Here is a 19100-nt window from a genome sequence, read left to right on the forward strand (position 1 = left end):
CTCTGCGCTGATGGCGCTGGTGGTACCGGCGTCACTGTGCGGAGCCCCGGATGGCCTCGTAGACGGCCAGCGAGTCGCCCTCGAGGTTGGCGCGGAACCACTCGTCGGTCTGCTGCGCGAAGGCCTCCTGGTCGACGTCGTCGACGATCTCGACGGAACCCTCCTGCTCCCACTTCTCGACGATCTCCCGCTCGGCCTCCTCGACGCAGCCGGGCATCCGCTCGACGGCGGCCGCCACCGCCTCCTCCAGCGCGGCCCGCTGGTCGTCGTCCAGCTCCGAGTCGTAGGTCGGCGCGGCCACGATCAGGTTCGAGTTCTGCCCGTGGTCCGACATGCTCACGTAGTCCTGCACCTCGACCAGGTTGCTCGCGTCGATGTTGGTCAGCGGGTTCTCCTGACCGTCCACCACGCCCTGCTGCAGGGCGAGGTACAGCTCCTCGTAGGCGACCTCGGTCGGTTCGGCGCCGAGCGCCTGCGCGTTGAGCAGGTACTGCGCGGACCCCGGGAATCGCATCCGCAGCCCCTCCAGGTCGGCGGGCTCCCGGATCGGCGCGTTCGCGGTGAACTGCCGGGCGCCGGCCGACCACGCCCCGAGGATGGACACGCCCCCGGAGGCGTCCTTGAAGTCCTGCTCCAGGTCGTCGGCCGAGCCGTCGGTGAAGAACCGCACCAGGTGGGCGCCGTCGTCGAACACGTAGGTCGCGTCCACCACCCCGGCCGGCTCGTAGACGGCCGCGAGCGCCGAGGCGCCCTGGATGTCGATGTCGACGTCGCCCGACTGCACCGACGCGATCCGGTCGGCGTCCCCGCCGAGCTGGCTGTTGGGATACACCTCGACCGTGATGCCGACGTCGGCGGCCTCGGCCTCCTCCTTGATGACCTGCGCGCCGCAGGTGTGCTGCGGCTGGTCCTCGGTGTAGCTGTGGGCGAGCACCAGCTCGACCTGGCCCCCGCCGGCGTCGCCGCCGGGGTCGTCACCGGAGCCGCACGCGGTCAGCAGCGCCAGGGGCAGGGCCACGGCCGCGCTCGCGGCGGCGGTCCTGGTGCGGTTGGGACGGAGGTTCATGGTGGGTCCTTTCGGTTCGCGCCGACGTCGTCGTCGGACGGTGGTGAGAGGAGCGGTGGTGAGAGGAGCGGTCGTGGGACGAGCGGTCACAGGCCGAGCTGTCCCGGCAGCCAGGTGGCGATGCCGGGGAAGAAGATGATCAGCAGGCAGCACAGGAGCAGGGGCACGAGGAACGGGAGCGCGCCCCGGAACACCTCGCCGACCGGGACGCGCTGGGTCGAGCTGAGGACGTAGAGCACGGTGCCGACCGGGGGCGTCAGCAGCCCGATCATGAGGGACAGGATCATCACGACACCGAGCAGGATCGGGTCGACCCCGAGGCTGGTGGCGATCGGCATCAGGATCGGCACGACGAGCACCAGGGTGGCCGTCGCGTCGATCACCGTGCCGAGCAGCAGCATCAGGAGCATGACCAGCAGCAGGAACACGGTGCCGTCGTCGGTGATGCCGAGCACGAGCTGCGCCAGGTCCTGCGGCACGCGCTCCTTGGCCAGGACGTATCCGAGCAGTGCCGCCGACGAGACGATGAGCATGATCGACGCCGTCGTCAGCACCGTCTCGACGAAGATCTGCGGCAGGTCCCTGACCTTCAGCCGGCGGTAGCCGAAACCGAGAACCATCATGTACGCGGCGCCGACGGCGGCGGCCTCGGTCGGCGTGAACAGCCCGCCGAGGATGCCACCGAGGATGACCACCGGCGCCCCGAGCGGTAGCACCACGCGCTTGCCGGTCTCGGCGACCCGCGCCCAGGAGAAGCCGACGTGCCGGATCTCCGGCTGCCTGCGCACCAGCACGAACACCACCGCGCACAGCCCGACCACCATCAGCAGCGCGGGCACCACCGAGGCGGCGAAGAGCGCGCCCGTCGAGACCGAGGCCTGCCCGGCGAAGATCACCGCCGGGATGCTGGGCGGCATGACCGGCGCGATGAGCGCGGACGCCCCGACGACGCCGAGCCCGAACCTGCGGGAGTACCCGGCACGCAGCATCGGCGGGATCTCGACCTTGCTCAGGGCGGCGGCGTCCGCCACCGCGGAGCCGCTCATCCAGGAGAACCCGAGGCTGACGCCGACGCTCACATAGCCGAGCCCGCCGCGGACCCGGCCGAACAGGGCGAGCGCGAAGTCGAACAGGCGGTCCGCGATGCCGGCGTGGTTGGCGACCACGCCGAGCAGGACGAACAGCGGGACGGCCAGCAGCACGAAGTTGCTGGTGGCGTCGGCGACCAGCCGCATCGGCAGGCCGAGCGACTGGCCCTCGATCAGGAGGTAGCCCAGGCCGGGGCCGAGGAAGGCGAACGCGACGGGAACCCGCAGCGCGAGCAGCGCCAGGATCGCGACGAGGAGCAGGAGCACGGTCATCGGACGACCTCACCCTCGTCGTGGTCGGGCGACGGCACACCGTTCCGGGCGACCTGCACCGCTCCGACCGCCGCCCGGACCGTCGTGCTCACCAGACCGACCAGCACCACCGCGTAGACCCACGACATCGGCAGCCCCAGCGCGGGCGACGTCAGGAAGCCGGCGGAGGAGACGAGCTCCCAGCACGCCCAGGTGAACGCCGCGGCGATCAGCGCGACCAGCACCATCGCGAGCGTCTGCACCACCCGCACCACGACGGGGCTGGGCAGGCTGTCGACCAGCTGGAGCGCGATGTGGCCGTTGCGGGTGACCAGCACGCCGGCGGCCGCGAAGGTCAGCCAGACCAGCGCGAACTGCGACAGCTCACCGGTCCAGACGACCTGCGGCAGCGGCAGGTAGCGCTGCACCGCCTGGAACAGGACGAGCACGAAGATCATGGCCCCCGCGAGGCAGCCGATCGTCAGCTCGACGGCGGTGAGCAGCTGGACGACCCGCTTGCCCGGGTCTCTCATACGTCGTCCACGTACATCGTGACGGTCCCCTTCCGTCCGGCAGCACACGGCGGCGTGTGGTGCGGTCATCACCACACGTCGGCGTGTGGCGTCGTCACTGCGGCGACAGTAGAAACCGCCCGACAACTTGTGCAAGCAGTTGCCAAAATTGCCGCGCCTATGGCTAGATGCCCAGGTGCAGCCCACGATCTACGACGTCGCGAAGGCCGCCGGCGTGGCCGCGTCGACGGTCTCGCGCACCTTCAACAAGCCCGGCCGGGTCAACGAGGCGACCCGGCAACGGGTCCTCGACGCCGCGTCCGAGCTCGGGTACCAGCACAGCCCGCAGAACCGCGCACTGCCGGGCGGGCGGCACCGCACCATCGCGATGGTCCTGTCCGACATCACCAACCCGCACTTCTTCGAGCTCATCCGCGGCGCGGAGCAGCGCGCCAGGGCGTCCGACGTCACGCTCGTCATCGTCAACGCCGAGGAGTCGCAGCGGGTCGAGGAGGCCCAGATCCGCGACCTGGCCCCCACCGTCGACGGGTTCGTCCTCGCCGCGAGCCGGCTCGCCGACGACGACCTGGTCGCCCTGGCCGGCAGGCACCGCGTGGTCCTGCTCAACCGTGAGCTCGCCGGCCTGACCAGCGTGGCGCTGGCCGTCGGCGCGGGCTGCCAGCAGATCCTGGAGCACCTGGCCTCGCTCGGGCACCGGAGCCTCACCTACTGCGCCGGGCCGCCCGGGTCCTGGATGGGCGCCGTGCGGTGGGCGGCGCTGAGCGCCGGGGCCGAGGAGCACGGCATGACCGCGCACCGGGTCGGCCCGTACACGCCGAACGTCGCGAACGGGGGCGTCGCGGCCGACGGCGCGCTGCGCACCGGCGCGACGGCGATCGTCGCGCACAACGACCTGCTGGCGTTCGGCGTCATCCGCAGGCTCACCCAGCGCGGCGTCCGCGTGCCCGGCGACGTGAGCGTGGTCGGGTTCGACGACATCTTCGCCGCCGACTTCGTCCACCCGTCGCTGACGACGCTCGGCGGGCCGGGCGCGCATGCCGGCCGGCTGGCCGTGGAGCTCCTGATCGACCAGTTCGCCGGGCGCTCGGTGCGGGACGCCGAGCAGCTCAGGCTGCCGACCGAGCTGGTGCTGCGCGAGTCGTCGGGTCCGGCGCCGCGGGGGTCCTGACCGGCCCAGCTGCTGAAGATCCTCATGATCATCTTGACCGCGGGACGCCGCCGGCCACAGATTCGATCCCGATTGGCCCGGCGCGGCATCCTCACGCCGTCGCGCACCGGAGCCCGGTGGCGGTCGCCCGGGCCGGACTGGAGTCGTCATGGAATCGAACGGCACGGAATCGAACCGAGGCCCCCTGCTCGACCGGCGAACCCTGCTCCTGGGCGCGACCGTCCTCGGCTCGGCCGCCGCCCTGGGCATCGCCGCCCCGGCCCGAGCGGCGGTGCCGGGCTTCCCGACCTTCACCCGCCTCGGTGCGGCCCTGGACAAGTCGGCGCTCGCGTACAACCCGACCGGCGAGCTCATCTTCCCCTCGATCCTGCACGTCGCCGGGCGGGTGCAGAACCCGCTCGGCGCCTGGTACATGTACTACGCCCCGCACGACGCGCCCGGCGGGATCTGCCTCGCGTACGCCGACTCCCTCGCCGGCCCCTGGCGGGAGCACCCGGGCAACCCGATCATCGCCCGCACCTGGTCGCCCCACTACTCGGTGAGCCACGTCTCGAGCCCGCACGCCCTCTGGAACGCCGCGGACGGCAGGGTCTACCTCTACTTCCACGGTGAGAACACCACCACCAGGGTGGCCACCAGCGCCGACGGGCGCAGCTTCACCTACGGCGGCACCGTGCTGACCACGGGGATGCTGCCGTCCAACGTCAGCGAGTCGTCCTACGCGCGGGTCTTCCCGCACCCGTCGCGGCCCGGCATGTACGTCATGCTGTTCATGGGCAACCAGGCGGGAACCCGGAAGATCTTCATCGGGTGGTCGCACCAGCTCGCCTCGGGCTGGCAGTTCAAGCCCGAACCGCTGATCTCGCCCGCCGCGGGCGAGGGCGGCCAGCTCTCCGGAGCCCACTACTGGTCCCGGAACGGCGGCGGCCACGTGGTCTACCACGGCGACAGCGGCGCGATCCACGTCGCCGACGTCGGCACGAGCTTCGACCGCGAGAACCACCTCGGCGTCCTGTACACCGAGCCGGTGGCGACCCGCGCCGCGGCGCCGAGCTTCGCCGAGGAGGGCGGCCGGCTCCACATGTTCTACGAGGCCGGGCAGCGCGGGAACACCAACATCGCCGTCGCCCGCGCGGGCTGATCGCGCTGCTCCGGCCCGGCCCGGCCCGGCCCGGTTCGGCCCGGCGCGAAGGGGCGCCGGGCCGGACCGGCCGGCGTGGTCACGCGGTGATCGTCAGCCGCTCCGCGCCGGGAGCTCGGGCGGCTGCCAGCGCCAGGTGGGGTTGCCGTCCGGTGCGAGGCCCTTGCGCCAGACGGCCGCGGGCATGAGCCGGACCATCGTCGTCAGGAAGCGCTGCCCGGCGCGGGAGGCGGTCCGGGCACCGTCACTCCGGGCGCCACGGGCGGTGGCCTGGTCGCGCGGCCGACGTTCGGCGTCGTACCGCGCCAGCCCCGCATCGATCGTGGGCTCTGTCGCGAGCGTGTGGGCGAGCACCACCGCGTCCTCGAGGGTGTGCCCGGCGCCCTGCCCGCGGTCGGGGCTCATGGCGTGCGCCGCGTCGCCGAGCAGCACCGCTCGCCCGCGGACGTAGGCGGGCAGCGGCGGAAGCTCACGGATGTCGGTGCGGATCACCGCCGCTTCCGGCGTCGCGCGGATCAGGTCCGGCACCGGCTGGTGCCAGTCTCCGACCCGGTCCAGCGCGGCGGCCTTCTCGTCGTCGTACCGCACGCCTGCCGTGGGTTCGGACGTGAGGAGCGCCCAGTACGCCCGTCCTCGCGACACCGGGTGGATGAGGAGGAGGTCGCCGTTCCCCATGGTGACGCTCCCGGTGAGGTCGCCGGGCAGACCCGCGACGTCGGTGACGCCGAGCCACGCGGTGCGCCCCAGGTGGCGGGGCGGTTCGGCGTCGGGCCAGAGGACGGTCCGGACGGCGCTGTGGATCCCGTCCGCGCCCACCACCACGTCCGCCTGGTACTCCGTGTCTCCGGCCACGACGCTCACCCCGCCGTCGTCCTGCCGCACGTCCGTCACCTCAGCATCCGTGTGCAGCCAGTCGGCGGGCACGGCGTCGAGCAGGACGCGGTGCAGGTCGGCGCGGTGGAACGCGAGCAGCGGCGTGGGGTCGCCGGGCCGGGCGCGCTGGAGGTAGCGGCCGTCGGACCGGCGCAGGTTGCTCGCCGAGTACGTCGGCACGCCGACGGCGCGGGCCTCCGCCTCGACGCCGAGCTCGGCCAGGGCGCGCAGCGCGTTCGGCGCCTGGGACATGCCGGCGCCGACCTCGCCGAGCTCGGGCGCGCGCTCCAGCACCGTGGCGCGCCAACCGATCCGGCGCAGCGCCAGCGCGGTAGCGAGTCCGCCGATCCCGCCGCCGACGACTATCGCGTGTCCGGTCATCGCTTCGTCTCCTCGTCGTCGGGTTCCACCGTGTGCGTGGTGAGCGGCGGGGCGGCGGCGAGCGCCGCGGCCATCCACTCGAAGGTCCGGTGCGCCTGGCGGACCCGGGCGTCGTTGCCCGGGCCGGCCAGGGTGATGCCGTCGCGGCTGAGGTCGAGGAACGACGCCATGGCCTCGATCTGGCGCCGGACCACGACGGACCACGCGTCGTCGGCCATCCGGTAGTACGTGGTGCGGTTGCCGGGCCTGGTCCGCGAGCCCAGGAAGCCCATGGTGGTCAGCAGCCTCAGGTTCGACGTGAGGGAGGCGCGGCTGGCGCCGATCGCGTCGCTGATCTGCCCCGCCGACTGCTCCGGCGGGTCGCACACCATCAGCCAGCCCAGCACCCGCCCGGCGATCGGGGGGACGCCGTCGCGGGCCAGATACATCGACACGCGCTCGACCCATTCGAGCACGGGGTCCTCGGGATCCATGCCACCTCCAATGTCAGTTGTTTCACTATCAACTGAAACTCGCGCCCGGTCAAGTGACCTGCTCTGCGGTAGGCCACGGGGCGAGGGGCTACGGTGACGTCTGGCACCGCGGTGGTGACGGCGCGGCGTGTGACGTCGGGTGGCGAAGAGAGGCGGCAGTGATCGGATGAGGTTCAGCAGTTCGGGAGGTCACGAGAAGAGCCGGGGCGCGGCCCTGCGGCGACGGCCCGGCCAGCTCGTGATCGTCGGTTTCCTCGGCGCCATCGCGGTGGGCACCGTGCTCCTGCTGCTTCCCGTGTCGGCCGCCGGCGAGCCGGCGTCGTTCATGGAGGCGCTGTTCACCGCGACGTCGGCCGCGTGCGTGACCGGGCTGATCGTCACGGACACGCCGGTGTTCTGGTCCGGTTTCGGCGAGGCGGTGATCCTGGTGCTCGTCCAGCTCGGCGGGCTGGGGGTGATGACCGTCGCGTCGCTGCTCGGCGTCCTGGTCTCGCGGCGCCTGGACCTCAGCTCCCGGCTGGTCGCCGCGGCGTCGACCCGCACGGTGGGCCTCGGGGACGTGCGCCGGACGCTCGTCCGCGTCGTCGTGATCGCGTTCGTCGTGGAGGCCGTCGTCGCGCTGATCCTGACCCTTCGCTTCGCCGTCGCCTACGACGAGCCGCTCGGCCGGGCGCTCTGGCACGGGGTGTTCCACGCCGTCTCGGCCTACAACAACGCCGGCTTCGCCCTGTTCTCGCTGTCGCTGATGGACTTCGTGGCCGACCCCTGGATCTGCCTTCCGATCGCTGCCGCGACGATCGTCGGCGGTCTAGGACTGCCGGTGATCCTGGAGCTGCTGCGCGAACGGCGCCGGCCGGCGCGCTGGAGCCTGCACACCAAGATGACGCTGCTGATGACCGGGTTCCTGCTGGTGGGTGGCACCGGGTTCTTCCTGGTCACGGAGTGGGACAACGCCGCGACCATGGGCACGCTGGACACCGGTGGCCGCCTCCTGGCCTCGTTCACGCAGTCCGTCCAGGCGCGCACCGCCGGGTTCAACTCGCTCGCCACCGGTGAGATGCACACGGAGACCTGGCTCGGCACGATCATCCTGATGTTCATCGGGGCCGGCTCGGCAGGAACGGCCGGCGGCATCAAGGTGACGACGTTCGCCGTGCTGGCGGTGGTCATCTGGTCCGAGCTGCGCGGCGACCCCGACGCCTCGGCCTTCGACCGGCGCATCTCCCTGGCCACCCAGCGGCAGGCACTGACCCTGGCCCTGCTGGCGGTGGCGATCGTGGTGCTGCCCTCACTGTGGATGACGGCGTTGTCGCCGTTCCAGGTCGACGAGATCCTGTTCGAAGTGACGTCCGCGTTCACCACCACCGGTCTGTCGACGGGGATCACGGCACAGCTCGCCTGGTACCACCAGGTGGTGCTCTGCGTCCTGATGTTCGTCGGGCGGCTCGGGCCGATCACGCTCGGCACCGCGTTGGTCCTCCGGGCCCGCGGGCGCCTGTACCGGCTCCCGGAGAGCGCGCCGATCATCGGTTGAGACAGGGCTTGGCCAGCGCAATGTTAGTGACTAACATTGGTGCATGGTCACGCCTCGCACCCTCCGGACCAGGGCCCGCATCCTCGATGCGGCGCTCGACCTCTTCGAGCGCCAGGGCTACGACGCCACGACGGTGAACCAGATCGCGGAGGCCGCCGGCGTCACCCCGATGACGTTCTTCCGGCACTTTCCGACGAAGGACGCCGTGCTCGTCACGGATCCGTACGATCCGCTGATCGCCGAGGCCGTCGGCGCCCAGCCGACCGGTCTCTCGCCGCTGGAGCGCACACGCCTCGGCCTGCTCGCCGCCCTCGGTGACATCACACCCACCGAGGACTCGACGGCGAGGCGCCGCGTCGCCCTGGTCGCCACGTCCCCTTCGCTGCGCGCCGCGACGGTGATCGGCACCGAGGCCACCCAGGACGCCATCGTCGAGCGGCTCGTGGCCGACGGCGTCGACCGCCTCGACGCCGCGATCTCGGCGTCCGCCTGCCTGGCCGCCACCACCGCGGCTCTCCTGGCCTGGGGCTCGGCGCCGAGCGACGTCACGCTCGCCGACCTCGTCCGCCGCGCCCTGGCGCAGCTCGCCCCGGCAGGAGCTGCCTCATGACCGGGCCCGCCCTGCTGCTCGACGACGTCTCGCACGCCTTCGGCGGCCGCGCGGCCCTCGACCACCTCACGCTGGCCGTCCTGCCCGGCCGGGTCACGGCCCTGATCGGCCTCAACGGCGCGGGCAAGACGACGGCGCTGCGCGCACTGACCGGCCGCCTGCGCCCCGCGCAGGGCGTGGCCAGGATCCTCGGCCACGACCCGGCAGGCATGCCCGTCGACGTCGCCGGCCGGTTCGGCCACGTGGTCGACACGCCGCTCGTCTACCCGGAGCTGACCGTGACCGAGAACCTCCGTTGCGCCGCCCGCCTGCACGGCATGGCGCGGCAGGCCGCCGCGACAGCCGCCGACGCCGCCGTCGGCCGTATGGGGCTCGGCCCGTGGCGCCACGTCCGCGCCGGCGCACTCTCGATGGGCAACCGCCAGCGCCTCGGGATCGCCGGCGCGACCCTCCATCGACCCACGGCGCTGATCCTTGACGAACCGACCAGCGCCCTCGACCCGCAGGGCGTCGTCCTGGTCCGCGAGCTGGTCCGCGGCCTGGCCGACGACGGCGCCGCGGTCCTCGTCTCGAGCCATCACCTCGACGAGGTCGCCCGCGTCGCCGACGAGATAGTCGTGCTGCACGGCGGGCGCGACGTCGGGCGGCTGGAGCCCGGTGGCACGGACCTGGAGCAGCGGTTCTTCGCCATGGTCCTGGACGCCGACACCACTCACGCGGCCGACAGCGGGAGCCTGACATGACCACCCGATCCGCGCTCCGCGCCGCCCTGGCCGTCGAGACGCTCAAGCTGCGCCGTTCGACGGTCGCCCGCCTCGCGACCGCGCTGCTCGTGGTGCTCGTCCCGCTCGGGAGCGTCGGGATGGTCGCGCTCGCGCGGTCACCGCAGGCCGTCGGCCCGACGGCGGCCAAGCTCGCCGACTACGCGACCGGCGACCTCGCCACGACGCACCTGCTGGTGTGCGCCCAGGTCCTCTCCGTCGCCGCCCTGGCCGCCGGCGGGTTCTTCGTCGCGTGGTCGTTCGGGCGCGAGCTGGAGAGCGGCACCGCCGGGGCACTGTTCGGGCTGGCCGTGCCGCGCGGCACCATCGCCCTGGCCAAGTGCCTGGTCGCGCTGGCCTGGATCGCGTCGTGCGTGGTGCTGGCCGTCGCCGTGACGACGGCGGCCTCGGCGGTCGTCGCCGGGGTGTCGGGCGAGCCTTTCGCGGCCTGGGCCGGGGTGCGGGACGCCGTGGCCGCCGGGCTGCTCGGTGGCGGGCTGGCGCTGCCGTTCGCCTGGGTGGCGACCGTGACCCGCAGCCAGCTCGGCACGGTCGGCGCGCTGGTCGGCATGGTCGCGCTGACCCAGATCGTGGTGCTGCTCGGCGGCGGCACCTGGTTTCCCTACGCCGCGCCGTCGCTGTGGGCGGGCATGGGCGGAGCGGAGGCCGCAGCCGCCGTCGGCCTGCCGCACCTGACGCTCGCCGCCGCGATGGCCCCGCTCGGCGCCGCGGCGGTCGTACACACCTGGCGGCGCCTGACGAACGTCTGAGACGCCGACCGGGGCTGGCGACTCAGTGGGTCTCGCGGTCCTTGGCGTCCCCGATGTAGCCCTCGACCACGTCGTCCACGCCGTCGAGGTTCATGTCGGCGGTGCGAGCACGGCGGGCGTCCCAGCGCAGCGAGACCGCGCCGAGGATCGCGGCGAGCACCGAGGCGCCGAGGATCGCGACCTTGGCGCCGTCGGCGTGCTCGGCGTCGCCGAAGGACAGCTCGCTGATCAGCAGCGACACCGTGAACCCGATCCCGGCCAGGAGCCCGACGGGCAGCAGGTCGCGCACGCCGATACCCGCCGGCAGCCGCAAGGGGGTCAGGCGCGTGACCAGGGCCGTGGCCCCGAGCACGCCGACGAGCTTGCCCAGCACCAGCCCTGCGGTGATCGCCAGCACGACCGGCTGCCCGAACATCGCACCGGGTCCGTCGCCGTCGACCAGGGAGACGCCCGCGGCGAAGAACGCGAACACGGGCAGTGCGAGGCCCTGGGAGAAGGGCCGGACCGCGTGCTCGAACGCGTGGGTGCGGGACTCCGGCTCGCCGCGCATCGCGATCGCGGGGACGGTGAAGCCGAGCAGCACGCCGGCCACGGTCGCGTGCACACCGGAGGAGTGCATCAGGGTCCAGGCGACCACCGCGAGGGGCAGCAGCACGAACCAGCGGGGCGTGCGCGACCGGACGTGCCAGGCGAACAGCGCCACGCACACCAGCGCGCCGGCCAGCGGCCACCAGTGGATCGACTCGGTGTAGAACACGGCGATCACGATGATCGCCAGCAGGTCGTCCACCACGGCGAGCGTGAGCAGGAACGTGCGGATCGCGACCGGGAGGCCGCGGCCGAAGATCGCCAGGACACCCAGGGCGAACGCGATGTCGGTGGCCGTGGGGATCGCCCACCCGTGCAGCGCGCCCGGGTCGCCGAGCGTGAGCAGCACGCCGGCGTAGACCAGGGCGGGCACGGCCATGCCGCCCACCGCGGCGATCATCGGTACGCCGGCCTCCCGCGGGTTGCGCAGGCTCCCGGCGACGAACTCGTGCTTGAGCTCGACGCCGACCACGAAGAAGAAGATCGCGAGCAGCCCGTCAGCGGCCCAGGTGGCCAGTGACAGATCGAGATGCACCGGGACCGGGCCGATGGCGGCGGGGCCGACCACTGCAGCGGACAGGGACGCGTACGCCTCACGCCACGGGGAGTTGGCCCACAGCAGGGCGAGAAGGGCCGCCCCGATCAGGAGCGCACCCCCGGTGGTCTCCCGCGAGACCCAGATACGCAGCCGTCGGGAGAAAGGGAGGGTGGGGGTGGTGTGGGGCACAGGGGTCCTCTCGGGCCGGTGGGGTCAGCTGAACCGGACCGGCGCGCGACCGGTCCACGCCGACCAGACTTCCCGGCACACCTGTGCTCTACCCTACCCGCCCAACCCCAGGGCCCCGGTCCGGCCTCGCGGTGGTGGGTCAGAGGGCGGCGAGAAGCGTGATCAGCTCGTCGAGCGAGAAGCCGAGCGGTTTCATGCGGCGTTCCAGCAGGATGCGCTCGACATCGGTCTCGGTGCAGGATGTTCGGTGTCATCCCACATCCTTCGTACGCAGTGTCGCGTGCTCAGTCCTGTCCACCCGGGCCGGGTCTCGCGACCTCGGTCCTTGGGGCGCGTGCGTCCCAGAGCCTGAAGGAAACACTGCGTGTCACACCCTCCTGTTGATCTGCCCGATCCTGCCTCTGCACCGATCCCGGTCACCGGCGCCCCCGAGGCCACCGCCTCCGGCTCCTTCCGGGCCGCGTTCAGCTCGGTCAGGACGTTCCGCACCGAGGTCCTGGCAGGCCTCGTCGTCGCACTGGCCCTCATCCCCGAGGCGATCGCCTTCTCGATCATCGCGGGCGTCGACCCGCGGATCGGCCTGTTCGCGTCGTTCACGATGGCCGTCACCATCTCGTTCCTCGGCGGGCGCCCGGCGATGATCTCTGCAGCGACCGGCGCCATCGCGCTGGTCGTCGCACCGGTGGTGCGCGAGCACGGGCTCGACTACCTGATCGCCACCGTCCTCCTCGGCGGGGTGATCCAAGTGGTCCTGGCGCTGCTCGGTGTCGCGAAGCTCATGCGGTTCATCCCCCGGTCGGTGATGGTCGGGTTCGTCAACGCCCTGGCGATCCTCATCTTCCTGTCCCAGGTCACGCACCTGATCGACGTGCCGTGGATCGTCTACCCGCTGGTCGCCGCCGGCATCGCCATCATGGTCTTCTTCCCGCGGCTGACCAGGGTGGTCCCCGCGCCGCTGGTCGCGATAGTGCTGCTCACGGCCGCCGTCGTCCTCGCGGGCATCAACGTGCCGACCGTCGGGGACGAGGGTGCGCTACCCGAGTCGCTGCCCAGCCTGCTGTTCCCGGACGTGCCGCTCGATCTCGAGACACTGCAGATCATCGCGCCCTACGCGCTGGCGATGGCGCTGGTCGGCATCCTGGAGTCGCTGCTGACCGCCAAGCTGGTCGACGACGTCACCGACACCCACTCGAACAAGACCCGCGAGGCCCTGGGCCAGGGCGCGGCCAACATCGTCACCGGCTTCTTCGGCGGCATGGGCGGGTGCGCGATGATCGGTCAGACCATGATCAACGTCAAGACCTCCGGAGCACGCACCCGGCTCTCGACGTTCCTCGCCGGTGTGTTCCTGCTGATCCTCGTGGTCGGTCTCGGCGACGTCGTGGCGATCATGCCGATGGCGGCGCTCGTGGCCGTGATGATCATGGTCTCGGTGGGCACGTTCGACTGGCACTCGATCCGTCCGGCGACGCTGCGGCGCATGCCCAGGTCCGAGACCACGGTCATGGTGGCGACGGTCGTCGTCACCGTCGTCACGCACAACCTCGCCTACGGGGTGATCGTCGGGGTGCTCGTCGCGATGGTGCTGTTCGCCAACCGGGTCGCGCACCTCACGTCGGTCAATCGCCTGGACGCCTCGGACGCCGACGACCAGCGGGTCTACGCGGTGGAGGGCGAGCTGTTCTTCGCCTCGTCCAACGACCTCGTGTACCAGTTCGACTACGCGGGCGACCCGAAGAACATCGTGATCGACATGACCAAGGCCCACATCTGGGACGCCTCCACCGTCGCCACGCTGGACGCGATCACGACCAAGTACGAGGCCAAGGGTAAGAGCGTGACGATCGTCGGCATGAACGACGACTCCGCCGCGCGGCACGAGCGGCTGGCCGGAAACCTCGGCGCCGGCCACTGAGGGGGTCCGAGACGCAGTCCTGGACTGGGGAACAGCTCATGAGCTCAGCTGGAGCCGGCGCTGCAGCAGCGCCGAGACGGGACGCCAGGAGGCAAGCCGCAGTGGCAGGTCGCGCAACCAGACGCCGAACGGCCCGGCGGGCGTGTAGAGACCCTTGATCTGGCGGCCGAGCTTCTGCTTGCGCTCGGCCTCGGGCCGGATCTCGGCCTCCCACTCGCGCAGCGCCGCGGACAGGTCATCCGGGTGACGCTCGAGCGCCGCGCCCAGGGCGTCGGCCCCGGCGACGGCCAGCGCGGAGCCGTAGCCGGCGAAGAGGGTGACGCACCATGCGGCGTCGCCCAGCAGGACGACCCGGCCCTGGCTCCAGCTGTCGGCGACGATCTGGCTGATGGTGTCGAAGTACACCGACCCGGCTCGGGTCAGCTGGTCGAGCACGCTCGGCGCGACCCAGCCCATGTCGCCGTACGCACGGGGCAGCGCTACCTGCGGGCCGTCCGCGAGCTCGTCCATCGGCCGGTCGGTGCGGTAGCCGAAGAACGCCACGGCGCGGTCCGGACCGAGGCTGACGACAGCCAGCGTCCGCCCGGTGTCGGTGAGCGAGGCGGTCACGCCGGGTTCGACGCCGTCGGGCAGCGTGTCGAGCGTGAAGACGCCGGCCATGTGGTTCAAGTCCAGGCGCACGTCGTCCTCCGGTCCGAGGACGAGGCGCCGGGTCGCCGAGTGGAGGCCGTCCGCGCCGACGAGCAGGTCGGCCCGCTCGACGGTGCCGTCGGAGAGCATGACGTCCACGCCGTCCGGGTCCTGCTCGACCCCGGCGATGCTGGTTCCGAAGCGGATCTCCACGGCGCCCGAACCCTGACCGGGCGCCTGGACGGGTGTCTGGGCGGTCACCGCCCGGTAGAGCACGTCCTCGATGTCGCCCCGCAGGAGGTTCAGCGACCGCTCCCCCACCAGCGCCCGGACGGTGCGGCCAGGCACGGAGAACCGGGTGCGGCCGTCGGGCCGCACGTAGTCCATCCGGTCGGGTGTGAGGTGCCGCTTCGCGAGCTCGGGCAGGATGCCCATCCGCTCGGCGGCGTCGTAGCCCACACCCGCGAAGGCCACGGCGTACCCACCCGAGCGGCGCGACGGCGTCCGCTCGACCACCACGACGTCCCAGCCTGCCTGGCGCAGCCGCAGCGCGGTGCTCAGCCCGGCGATCCCGGCTCCGATGACGACGGCGCGACGGCGGTTGGTGCTCATGACCGGTCTCCTTCGTGAGTGGTCAGCCCTGTCGTCACGATGTCGACGAGCAGGTCCAGGGACTTGCGGTAGGTGCCGGAGTCCCCGGCTGCGATGTGAGCAGTGTTGAACGGCATGAGGAGCACCGACTGCAGCACCCCGACGACGACCTGCGGGTCGTCACCGACCAGGTCGCCGCGCTGTTGCCGGTCGGTCACGTACGCCGTGAGTGCGATGCCCGGGTTGCTGTCCCCCATAGCGGCGATCCGCTCAGGTTCGAGCCGTGCCGCGACGGCCGCCATCTCCTCCGGATGGGTCACCAGCCGGCGCCACAACGGGTACGTGTCGAGCACCTCGAGCGTCGCGTGCAGGAACCGGCGCAGCCCCTCGCGCGCGTCGTCCGTCGACAGCAGCGCCTGGTCGATGACCTGGTTCTTGACCTGCCCCGCCTCGTTCAGCATGAGCTGCAGGTAGAGCGCTTCCTTGGAGTCGAAGAACTGGTAGAAGGTGCTCTTCACGATCCCGGCCGGAGCCACCAGGTCCTCCAGTGCCGTCTTGCGCAGCCCTTGCCTCGTGAACAGCTCCCGGCCCGCCGCCAGCAGCTCCCGACTGATCCGGTCGCGCTCCTGTGTCGTGAATCCTCGTGGCACCGTCGGCCCCCTCTCGCTGCGACCATGAAAACATATCCGGCGATTTGTTTTGACGGCCCGGGTGGACGGGTCTACTGTCGTTACCGGTGTGCCGGGAAGCCTGGTCGGCGTTCATCTCGTCGACCCCGAAGGAGCTTTCCGATGAAGGCACTGATCATGACCCTGGGCACCCGCGGTGACGTGCAGCCGTTCGTCGCGCTGGCGCAGGCACTGGGCGCTGCCGGCCACGAGGCGGTCCTGTGCGCGCCCCACCGATTCGAGCAGCTCGCCACCGGGAACGGGGTGCCGTTCGCGGGGGTCGACGACGGCCCGTTGCGCCAGCTCGACACCCCGGCCGAGGCCGGCGAGGCGTTCGGCGGCGGCCTCCGGACCCGGCTGCGCCAGGTCCGCGAGATGCCCTCGATGTTCGACCAGGTCCTGGCCGACTCCTGGCAGGTCGCCGCCCACGGCGCCGGCAAGGGTGCGGACGTCGTCCTCCACAACGGGCAGATCATCGCCGGCCAGCACGTCGCCGAAGCGCTCGGGATCCCGGCCGTCCTCGGGCTGCCGCTACCGATGTACGTCCCCACGCGCGAGTACCCGTGGCCGGGCCAGTCGCTGCCGTTCGGCCTGCCGGGCCGGGTGAACCGGGCCACGTTCGGCGGGATGCGGCTGCCCGCGGCGATGTTCGGCCGGGTGGTCGACCGCTGGCGCCGGGACACGCTGGGCCTGTCCCCCAGGCGGGGCCGGCACGACCCGACACTGCGGCCCGACGGCGGTCCGGCCCCGGTCCTGCACGCCCACAGCCCGGCGGTGCTGCCTCGACCCCAGGACTGGCCCGTAGGGGCAGAGGTCACCGGGTACTGGTTCCTCCCAGCCGAGCCCGGCCTGCCGGACGTCGTCGAGCAGTTCCTGGCCGACGGCCCCGCTCCCCTGTTCGCCGGGTTCGGCTCGATGTCCGGGCTGGCCCCGCAGACCAGCACCCGAGCGGTGGTCGAGGCCGCGGCCCTGACCGGTCACCGGCTGGTGATGGCCACCGCCTGGGGCGGGCTCGACGCCGAGACGGCGCGCTCCGCGGCCGCCGAGCGCGGCGTGGAGCTGCTCGTGGTGGGCGACGTCGACTACCAGACGCTGTTCCCGCGCATGGCTGCCGTCGTGCACCACGGCGGAGCGGGCACCACCGGCACCGCGTTCACGGCCGGCCGGCCCCAGGTCGTGTGCCCGTTCGTGGCCGACCAGCCCTTCTGGGGTCGGGTGACCCACGCGCGCGGCGTCGCCCCGATACCTCTGTCGCAGCGCAGGCTCACCGGACCGGCGCTGGCCGAGCGGATCGCCGAGGCGTGCGCACCCGCGGCGACGGCCGCGGCGGCAGCGCTCGGGGCGCGCATCGCCCAGGAGCGGGGCCTGGACCGGGCGGTCGCCCTCGTCGAGCGTGCGGTCGAGGCGGGTCGCTGACCGTCGAGCGCCGGGCTCGTGCACCGGCCGGCGGGTCAGGCGCCCGTGGCCGCCTGCTCGATCCTGGCGACAGCCGCAGCCACGCCGTCTTCCGCAGCCACCTTCGTGGCCAGCTCCCGCGCCTCTTCGGCTCTCGATGCGGCGTCGTCGATCGTCGCCGCGAACCGTTCCGCCGTGAGCCTTCCGGTCAGCGGCCGCGCCGCGATCCCGATCTCGTGCGCCTGCCGTGCCCAGAAGGACTGGTCGCCCTGGAACGGCCTGATCACCTGCGGAACCCCCGCCCGCAGGGCGGCGGCGACAGTGCCCACGCCGCCGTGGTGTACCGCGACCGCGGTGCGGGGCAGCAGCCAGCCGTGCGGCGCCGCATCGAGCACGTGGACCGACTCGGGCACGTCAGACAGCCTGAGCGCTCCCCAGCCCGTCGCCAGGACGGCGCGGCGACCGGAACGCCGCAGCCCGTCGAGCACCGTCGTCGTGAAGGCGTCCGGGTCCTTGGCCAGCGCACTGCCGAAGCCGACGTACACGGGCGGCTCGCCGGCATCGAGGAAGCGGGTCAGCGCCTCGGGCGGCGTCCAGCCGTCGCGCGGCGGCAGGCTCCAGAAGCCCATCGGCTCCAGCCCGGCCGCCCAGTCGTCCGGGGCCGGCAGCAGGTGGCGGCTCCATCCGTGCAGGACGCCGTCGCGGGCGATGCGGTCGCCCAGGCTCGGCGTCGGACCGGTCAGACCGAGCGCTTCGGACCGCCAGGAGCGGACCATGCGCCGGTACGGCGCCTCGACCACGCTCGCGAGCCGCCAGCTCGCCCGGTTGAGGAACCGCGGCGGGCGGATCGGGCTGAGCGGCGAGGGGAACCGCGCCGTGGGGCTGAACAGCGGCACCGGGAGGGCCGCGATCGACGGCACCCCCAGGGCGTCCGCCAGGTGGTGCGCGCCCAGTGACTTGGGGGCGTAGACGACGACGTCGGCGCCGCCGTCCCGCAGCGTGGCCACGTCGTCCAGCCAGCGGCGCAGCAGCGGGAGGGCAGAGCGCGCCGCCGTGACGGACGCGCGCGCACCCTTTCCGGCCACTTCTTCCTGGAGCGCGTAGATGCCGTCGTCGAGCGGCGCCACGGGCACTCCCTGCTCCGCGGCGTGCTCGGCCAGACGCCGTGGCGCGGCCAGCAGCGGGTCGTGGCCCGCACGGGCGAGTCCGAGCGCGAGCGCGGCGAACGGTTCGACGTCGCCGCGGCTGCCCGTGGTCACGAGGAGGACCTTCATCGCGAGGCCTCCCACTCGTCCAGGAGCGCGGGGAACCGGTCCGCCATGAAGGCGTACATGTCGCGCATGTTCTCCAGCCGCTTACGCCGGAGCGGGTCGTCGCCCACCGCGGCGAGGCCGTGCGCGGCGAGCTCCTGGAACGCACCGAGCTCGGCCATCTTGGCGCGGAACGCCCGCCCGAAGACGTCCTCGGTCAGGCGGTACCGGTCACGCCGCTCACCGCGTCTCCGGAACCGCTCCACCATCCCGGCCTGCTCGAGCTGCCGTAGTGCCACGCTCATGCTGCTCTTGGCCACCGCGAGCCGTTCGCACAGCTCAGGGGCGTCCGCGCCGTCGTCGTCGGACGTGAGCAGCTGCCCGATGGCGCGGCCGGCAGTGCGGCTCAGGCCCAGCCGCTCGTAGAACAGTCCCGCTTCCTCGGTGAAGTCCTCGATGGCGCTCATGACCCCAGCCTACATCTTTGTTCGGTTGGTTCCGAACACTACGAACCACGGGAGCACTCGACGTCCACCCTGGTCCACGGTCGCTGAACGCGCACGTTTGTGGGAGGTCCTGTCAGGGTATGCCGGATCGACCTCGGCCGGCCGTAGCCTCGGTCAAAGCGCGGCGAGCGCCAGGGGGTCGCCGTCCGCTGACCCGTTCCCCAGACCTCGGAGTCGCAT

At 72.4% G+C, this 19100-nt stretch carries 18 protein-coding genes; 8 read left to right on the forward strand and 10 right to left on the reverse strand.

The window, feature by feature from the left end:
* Window positions 1-31 precede the first annotated feature (31 nt).
* From ACNYC2_RS15320 to ACNYC2_RS15330, 3 genes are all read right to left on the reverse strand, one after another.
* Window positions 32-1066 (reverse strand): DctP family TRAP transporter solute-binding subunit, encoded by a 1035-nt coding sequence (locus ACNYC2_RS15320; protein WP_419702621.1) that lies wholly within the window; start codon window positions 1064-1066, stop codon window positions 32-34.
* Between the two features lie 86 nt (window positions 1067-1152).
* On the reverse strand, window positions 1153-2427 hold the full coding sequence (locus tag ACNYC2_RS15325) for a TRAP transporter large permease (protein WP_419702622.1): 1275 nt from the start codon (window positions 2425-2427) through the stop codon (window positions 1153-1155).
* Window positions 2424-2939: a TRAP transporter small permease gene (locus tag ACNYC2_RS15330; protein WP_419702623.1), complete on the reverse strand. Its 516-nt coding sequence runs from the start codon at window positions 2937-2939 to the stop codon at window positions 2424-2426. Before ACNYC2_RS15330 ends, ACNYC2_RS15325 begins: the two co-directional genes overlap by 4 nt.
* Before the next feature lie 175 nt (window positions 2940-3114).
* Between ACNYC2_RS15330 and ACNYC2_RS15335 the strand changes: the two genes are divergently transcribed.
* Window positions 3115-4107: a LacI family DNA-binding transcriptional regulator gene (locus tag ACNYC2_RS15335; RefSeq protein WP_419702624.1), complete on the forward strand. Its 993-nt coding sequence runs from the start codon at window positions 3115-3117 to the stop codon at window positions 4105-4107.
* A 148-nt stretch (window positions 4108-4255) separates the two neighbouring features.
* Window positions 4256-5248: a hypothetical protein gene (locus ACNYC2_RS15340; RefSeq protein WP_419702625.1), complete on the forward strand. Its 993-nt coding sequence runs from the start codon at window positions 4256-4258 to the stop codon at window positions 5246-5248.
* A 93-nt stretch (window positions 5249-5341) separates the two neighbouring features.
* Here ACNYC2_RS15340 and ACNYC2_RS15345 read toward each other — a convergent pair whose 3' ends face one another.
* Both ACNYC2_RS15345 and ACNYC2_RS15350 read right to left on the reverse strand, forming a co-directional pair.
* Window positions 5342-6502 (reverse strand): FAD-dependent monooxygenase, encoded by a 1161-nt coding sequence (locus ACNYC2_RS15345; RefSeq protein ID WP_419702626.1) that lies wholly within the window; start codon window positions 6500-6502, stop codon window positions 5342-5344.
* On the reverse strand, window positions 6499-6975 hold the full coding sequence (locus tag ACNYC2_RS15350) for a GbsR/MarR family transcriptional regulator (RefSeq protein WP_419702627.1): 477 nt from the start codon (window positions 6973-6975) through the stop codon (window positions 6499-6501). The genes ACNYC2_RS15345 and ACNYC2_RS15350 overlap by 4 nt, the downstream gene beginning before the upstream one ends.
* Before the next feature lie 166 nt (window positions 6976-7141).
* Here ACNYC2_RS15350 and ACNYC2_RS15355 point away from each other — a divergent pair, with 166 nt between their 5' ends.
* Genes ACNYC2_RS15355 through ACNYC2_RS15370 form a run of 4 tightly spaced genes read left to right on the forward strand, consistent with a single transcriptional unit; the run spans window position 7142 to window position 10650 of the window.
* Complete coding sequence (locus tag ACNYC2_RS15355; protein ID WP_419702628.1) at window positions 7142-8509, forward strand: TrkH family potassium uptake protein; 1368 nt, start codon at window positions 7142-7144, stop codon at window positions 8507-8509.
* A 43-nt stretch (window positions 8510-8552) separates the two neighbouring features.
* Window positions 8553-9119: a TetR/AcrR family transcriptional regulator gene (locus ACNYC2_RS15360; RefSeq protein ID WP_419702629.1), complete on the forward strand. Its 567-nt coding sequence runs from the start codon at window positions 8553-8555 to the stop codon at window positions 9117-9119.
* Complete coding sequence (locus ACNYC2_RS15365) at window positions 9116-9862, forward strand: ABC transporter ATP-binding protein (RefSeq protein ID WP_419702630.1); 747 nt, start codon at window positions 9116-9118, stop codon at window positions 9860-9862. Before ACNYC2_RS15360 ends, ACNYC2_RS15365 begins: the two co-directional genes overlap by 4 nt.
* Window positions 9859-10650, forward strand: coding sequence for an ABC transporter permease (locus ACNYC2_RS15370; protein ID WP_419702631.1), 792 nt, complete (start codon window positions 9859-9861; stop codon window positions 10648-10650). The genes ACNYC2_RS15365 and ACNYC2_RS15370 overlap by 4 nt, the downstream gene beginning before the upstream one ends.
* Window positions 10651-10672: 22 nt before the next feature.
* Here ACNYC2_RS15370 and nhaA read toward each other — a convergent pair whose 3' ends face one another.
* Window positions 10673-11965, reverse strand: coding sequence for a Na+/H+ antiporter NhaA (nhaA, locus tag ACNYC2_RS15375; RefSeq protein ID WP_419702632.1), 1293 nt, complete (start codon window positions 11963-11965; stop codon window positions 10673-10675).
* A gap of 364 nt (window positions 11966-12329) precedes the next feature.
* Here nhaA and ACNYC2_RS15380 point away from each other — a divergent pair, with 364 nt between their 5' ends.
* Window positions 12330-13880 (forward strand): SulP family inorganic anion transporter, encoded by a 1551-nt coding sequence (locus tag ACNYC2_RS15380; RefSeq protein WP_419702633.1) that lies wholly within the window; start codon window positions 12330-12332, stop codon window positions 13878-13880.
* A gap of 36 nt (window positions 13881-13916) precedes the next feature.
* On the opposite strand, the gene ACNYC2_RS15385 is transcribed toward ACNYC2_RS15380, so the two are convergent.
* Both ACNYC2_RS15385 and ACNYC2_RS15390 read right to left on the reverse strand, forming a co-directional pair.
* On the reverse strand, window positions 13917-15122 hold the full coding sequence (locus ACNYC2_RS15385) for an FAD-dependent oxidoreductase (protein ID WP_419702634.1): 1206 nt from the start codon (window positions 15120-15122) through the stop codon (window positions 13917-13919).
* The gene (locus ACNYC2_RS15390) at window positions 15119-15751 is read right to left on the reverse strand and encodes a TetR/AcrR family transcriptional regulator (protein WP_419702635.1); all 633 of its coding nucleotides are present in this window, start codon (window positions 15749-15751) and stop codon (window positions 15119-15121) included. The genes ACNYC2_RS15385 and ACNYC2_RS15390 overlap by 4 nt, the downstream gene beginning before the upstream one ends.
* A gap of 141 nt (window positions 15752-15892) precedes the next feature.
* Between ACNYC2_RS15390 and ACNYC2_RS15395 the strand changes: the two genes are divergently transcribed.
* A complete protein-coding gene (locus ACNYC2_RS15395; RefSeq protein WP_419702636.1) occupies window positions 15893-17185 on the forward strand; it encodes a glycosyltransferase in 1293 nt (430 codons plus the stop codon).
* 35 nt (window positions 17186-17220) lie between these two features.
* On the opposite strand, the gene ACNYC2_RS15400 is transcribed toward ACNYC2_RS15395, so the two are convergent.
* Together ACNYC2_RS15400 and ACNYC2_RS15405 are read right to left on the reverse strand one after the other, a co-directional pair.
* Window positions 17221-18438 carry a glycosyltransferase gene (locus ACNYC2_RS15400; protein WP_419702637.1) on the reverse strand — a complete coding sequence of 406 codons (1218 nt, stop codon included), beginning with the start codon at window positions 18436-18438 and terminating at the stop codon, window positions 17221-17223.
* Entirely contained in the window at window positions 18435-18881 is a 447-nt protein-coding gene (locus ACNYC2_RS15405) for a GbsR/MarR family transcriptional regulator (protein WP_419702638.1), read from the reverse strand. The genes ACNYC2_RS15400 and ACNYC2_RS15405 overlap by 4 nt, the downstream gene beginning before the upstream one ends.
* Between the last annotated feature and the right edge of the window lie 219 nt (window positions 18882-19100).

It is taken from the genome of Promicromonospora sp. NFX87 (assembly GCF_048564965.1).
GTDB lineage: Bacteria > Actinomycetota > Actinomycetes > Actinomycetales > Cellulomonadaceae > Promicromonospora.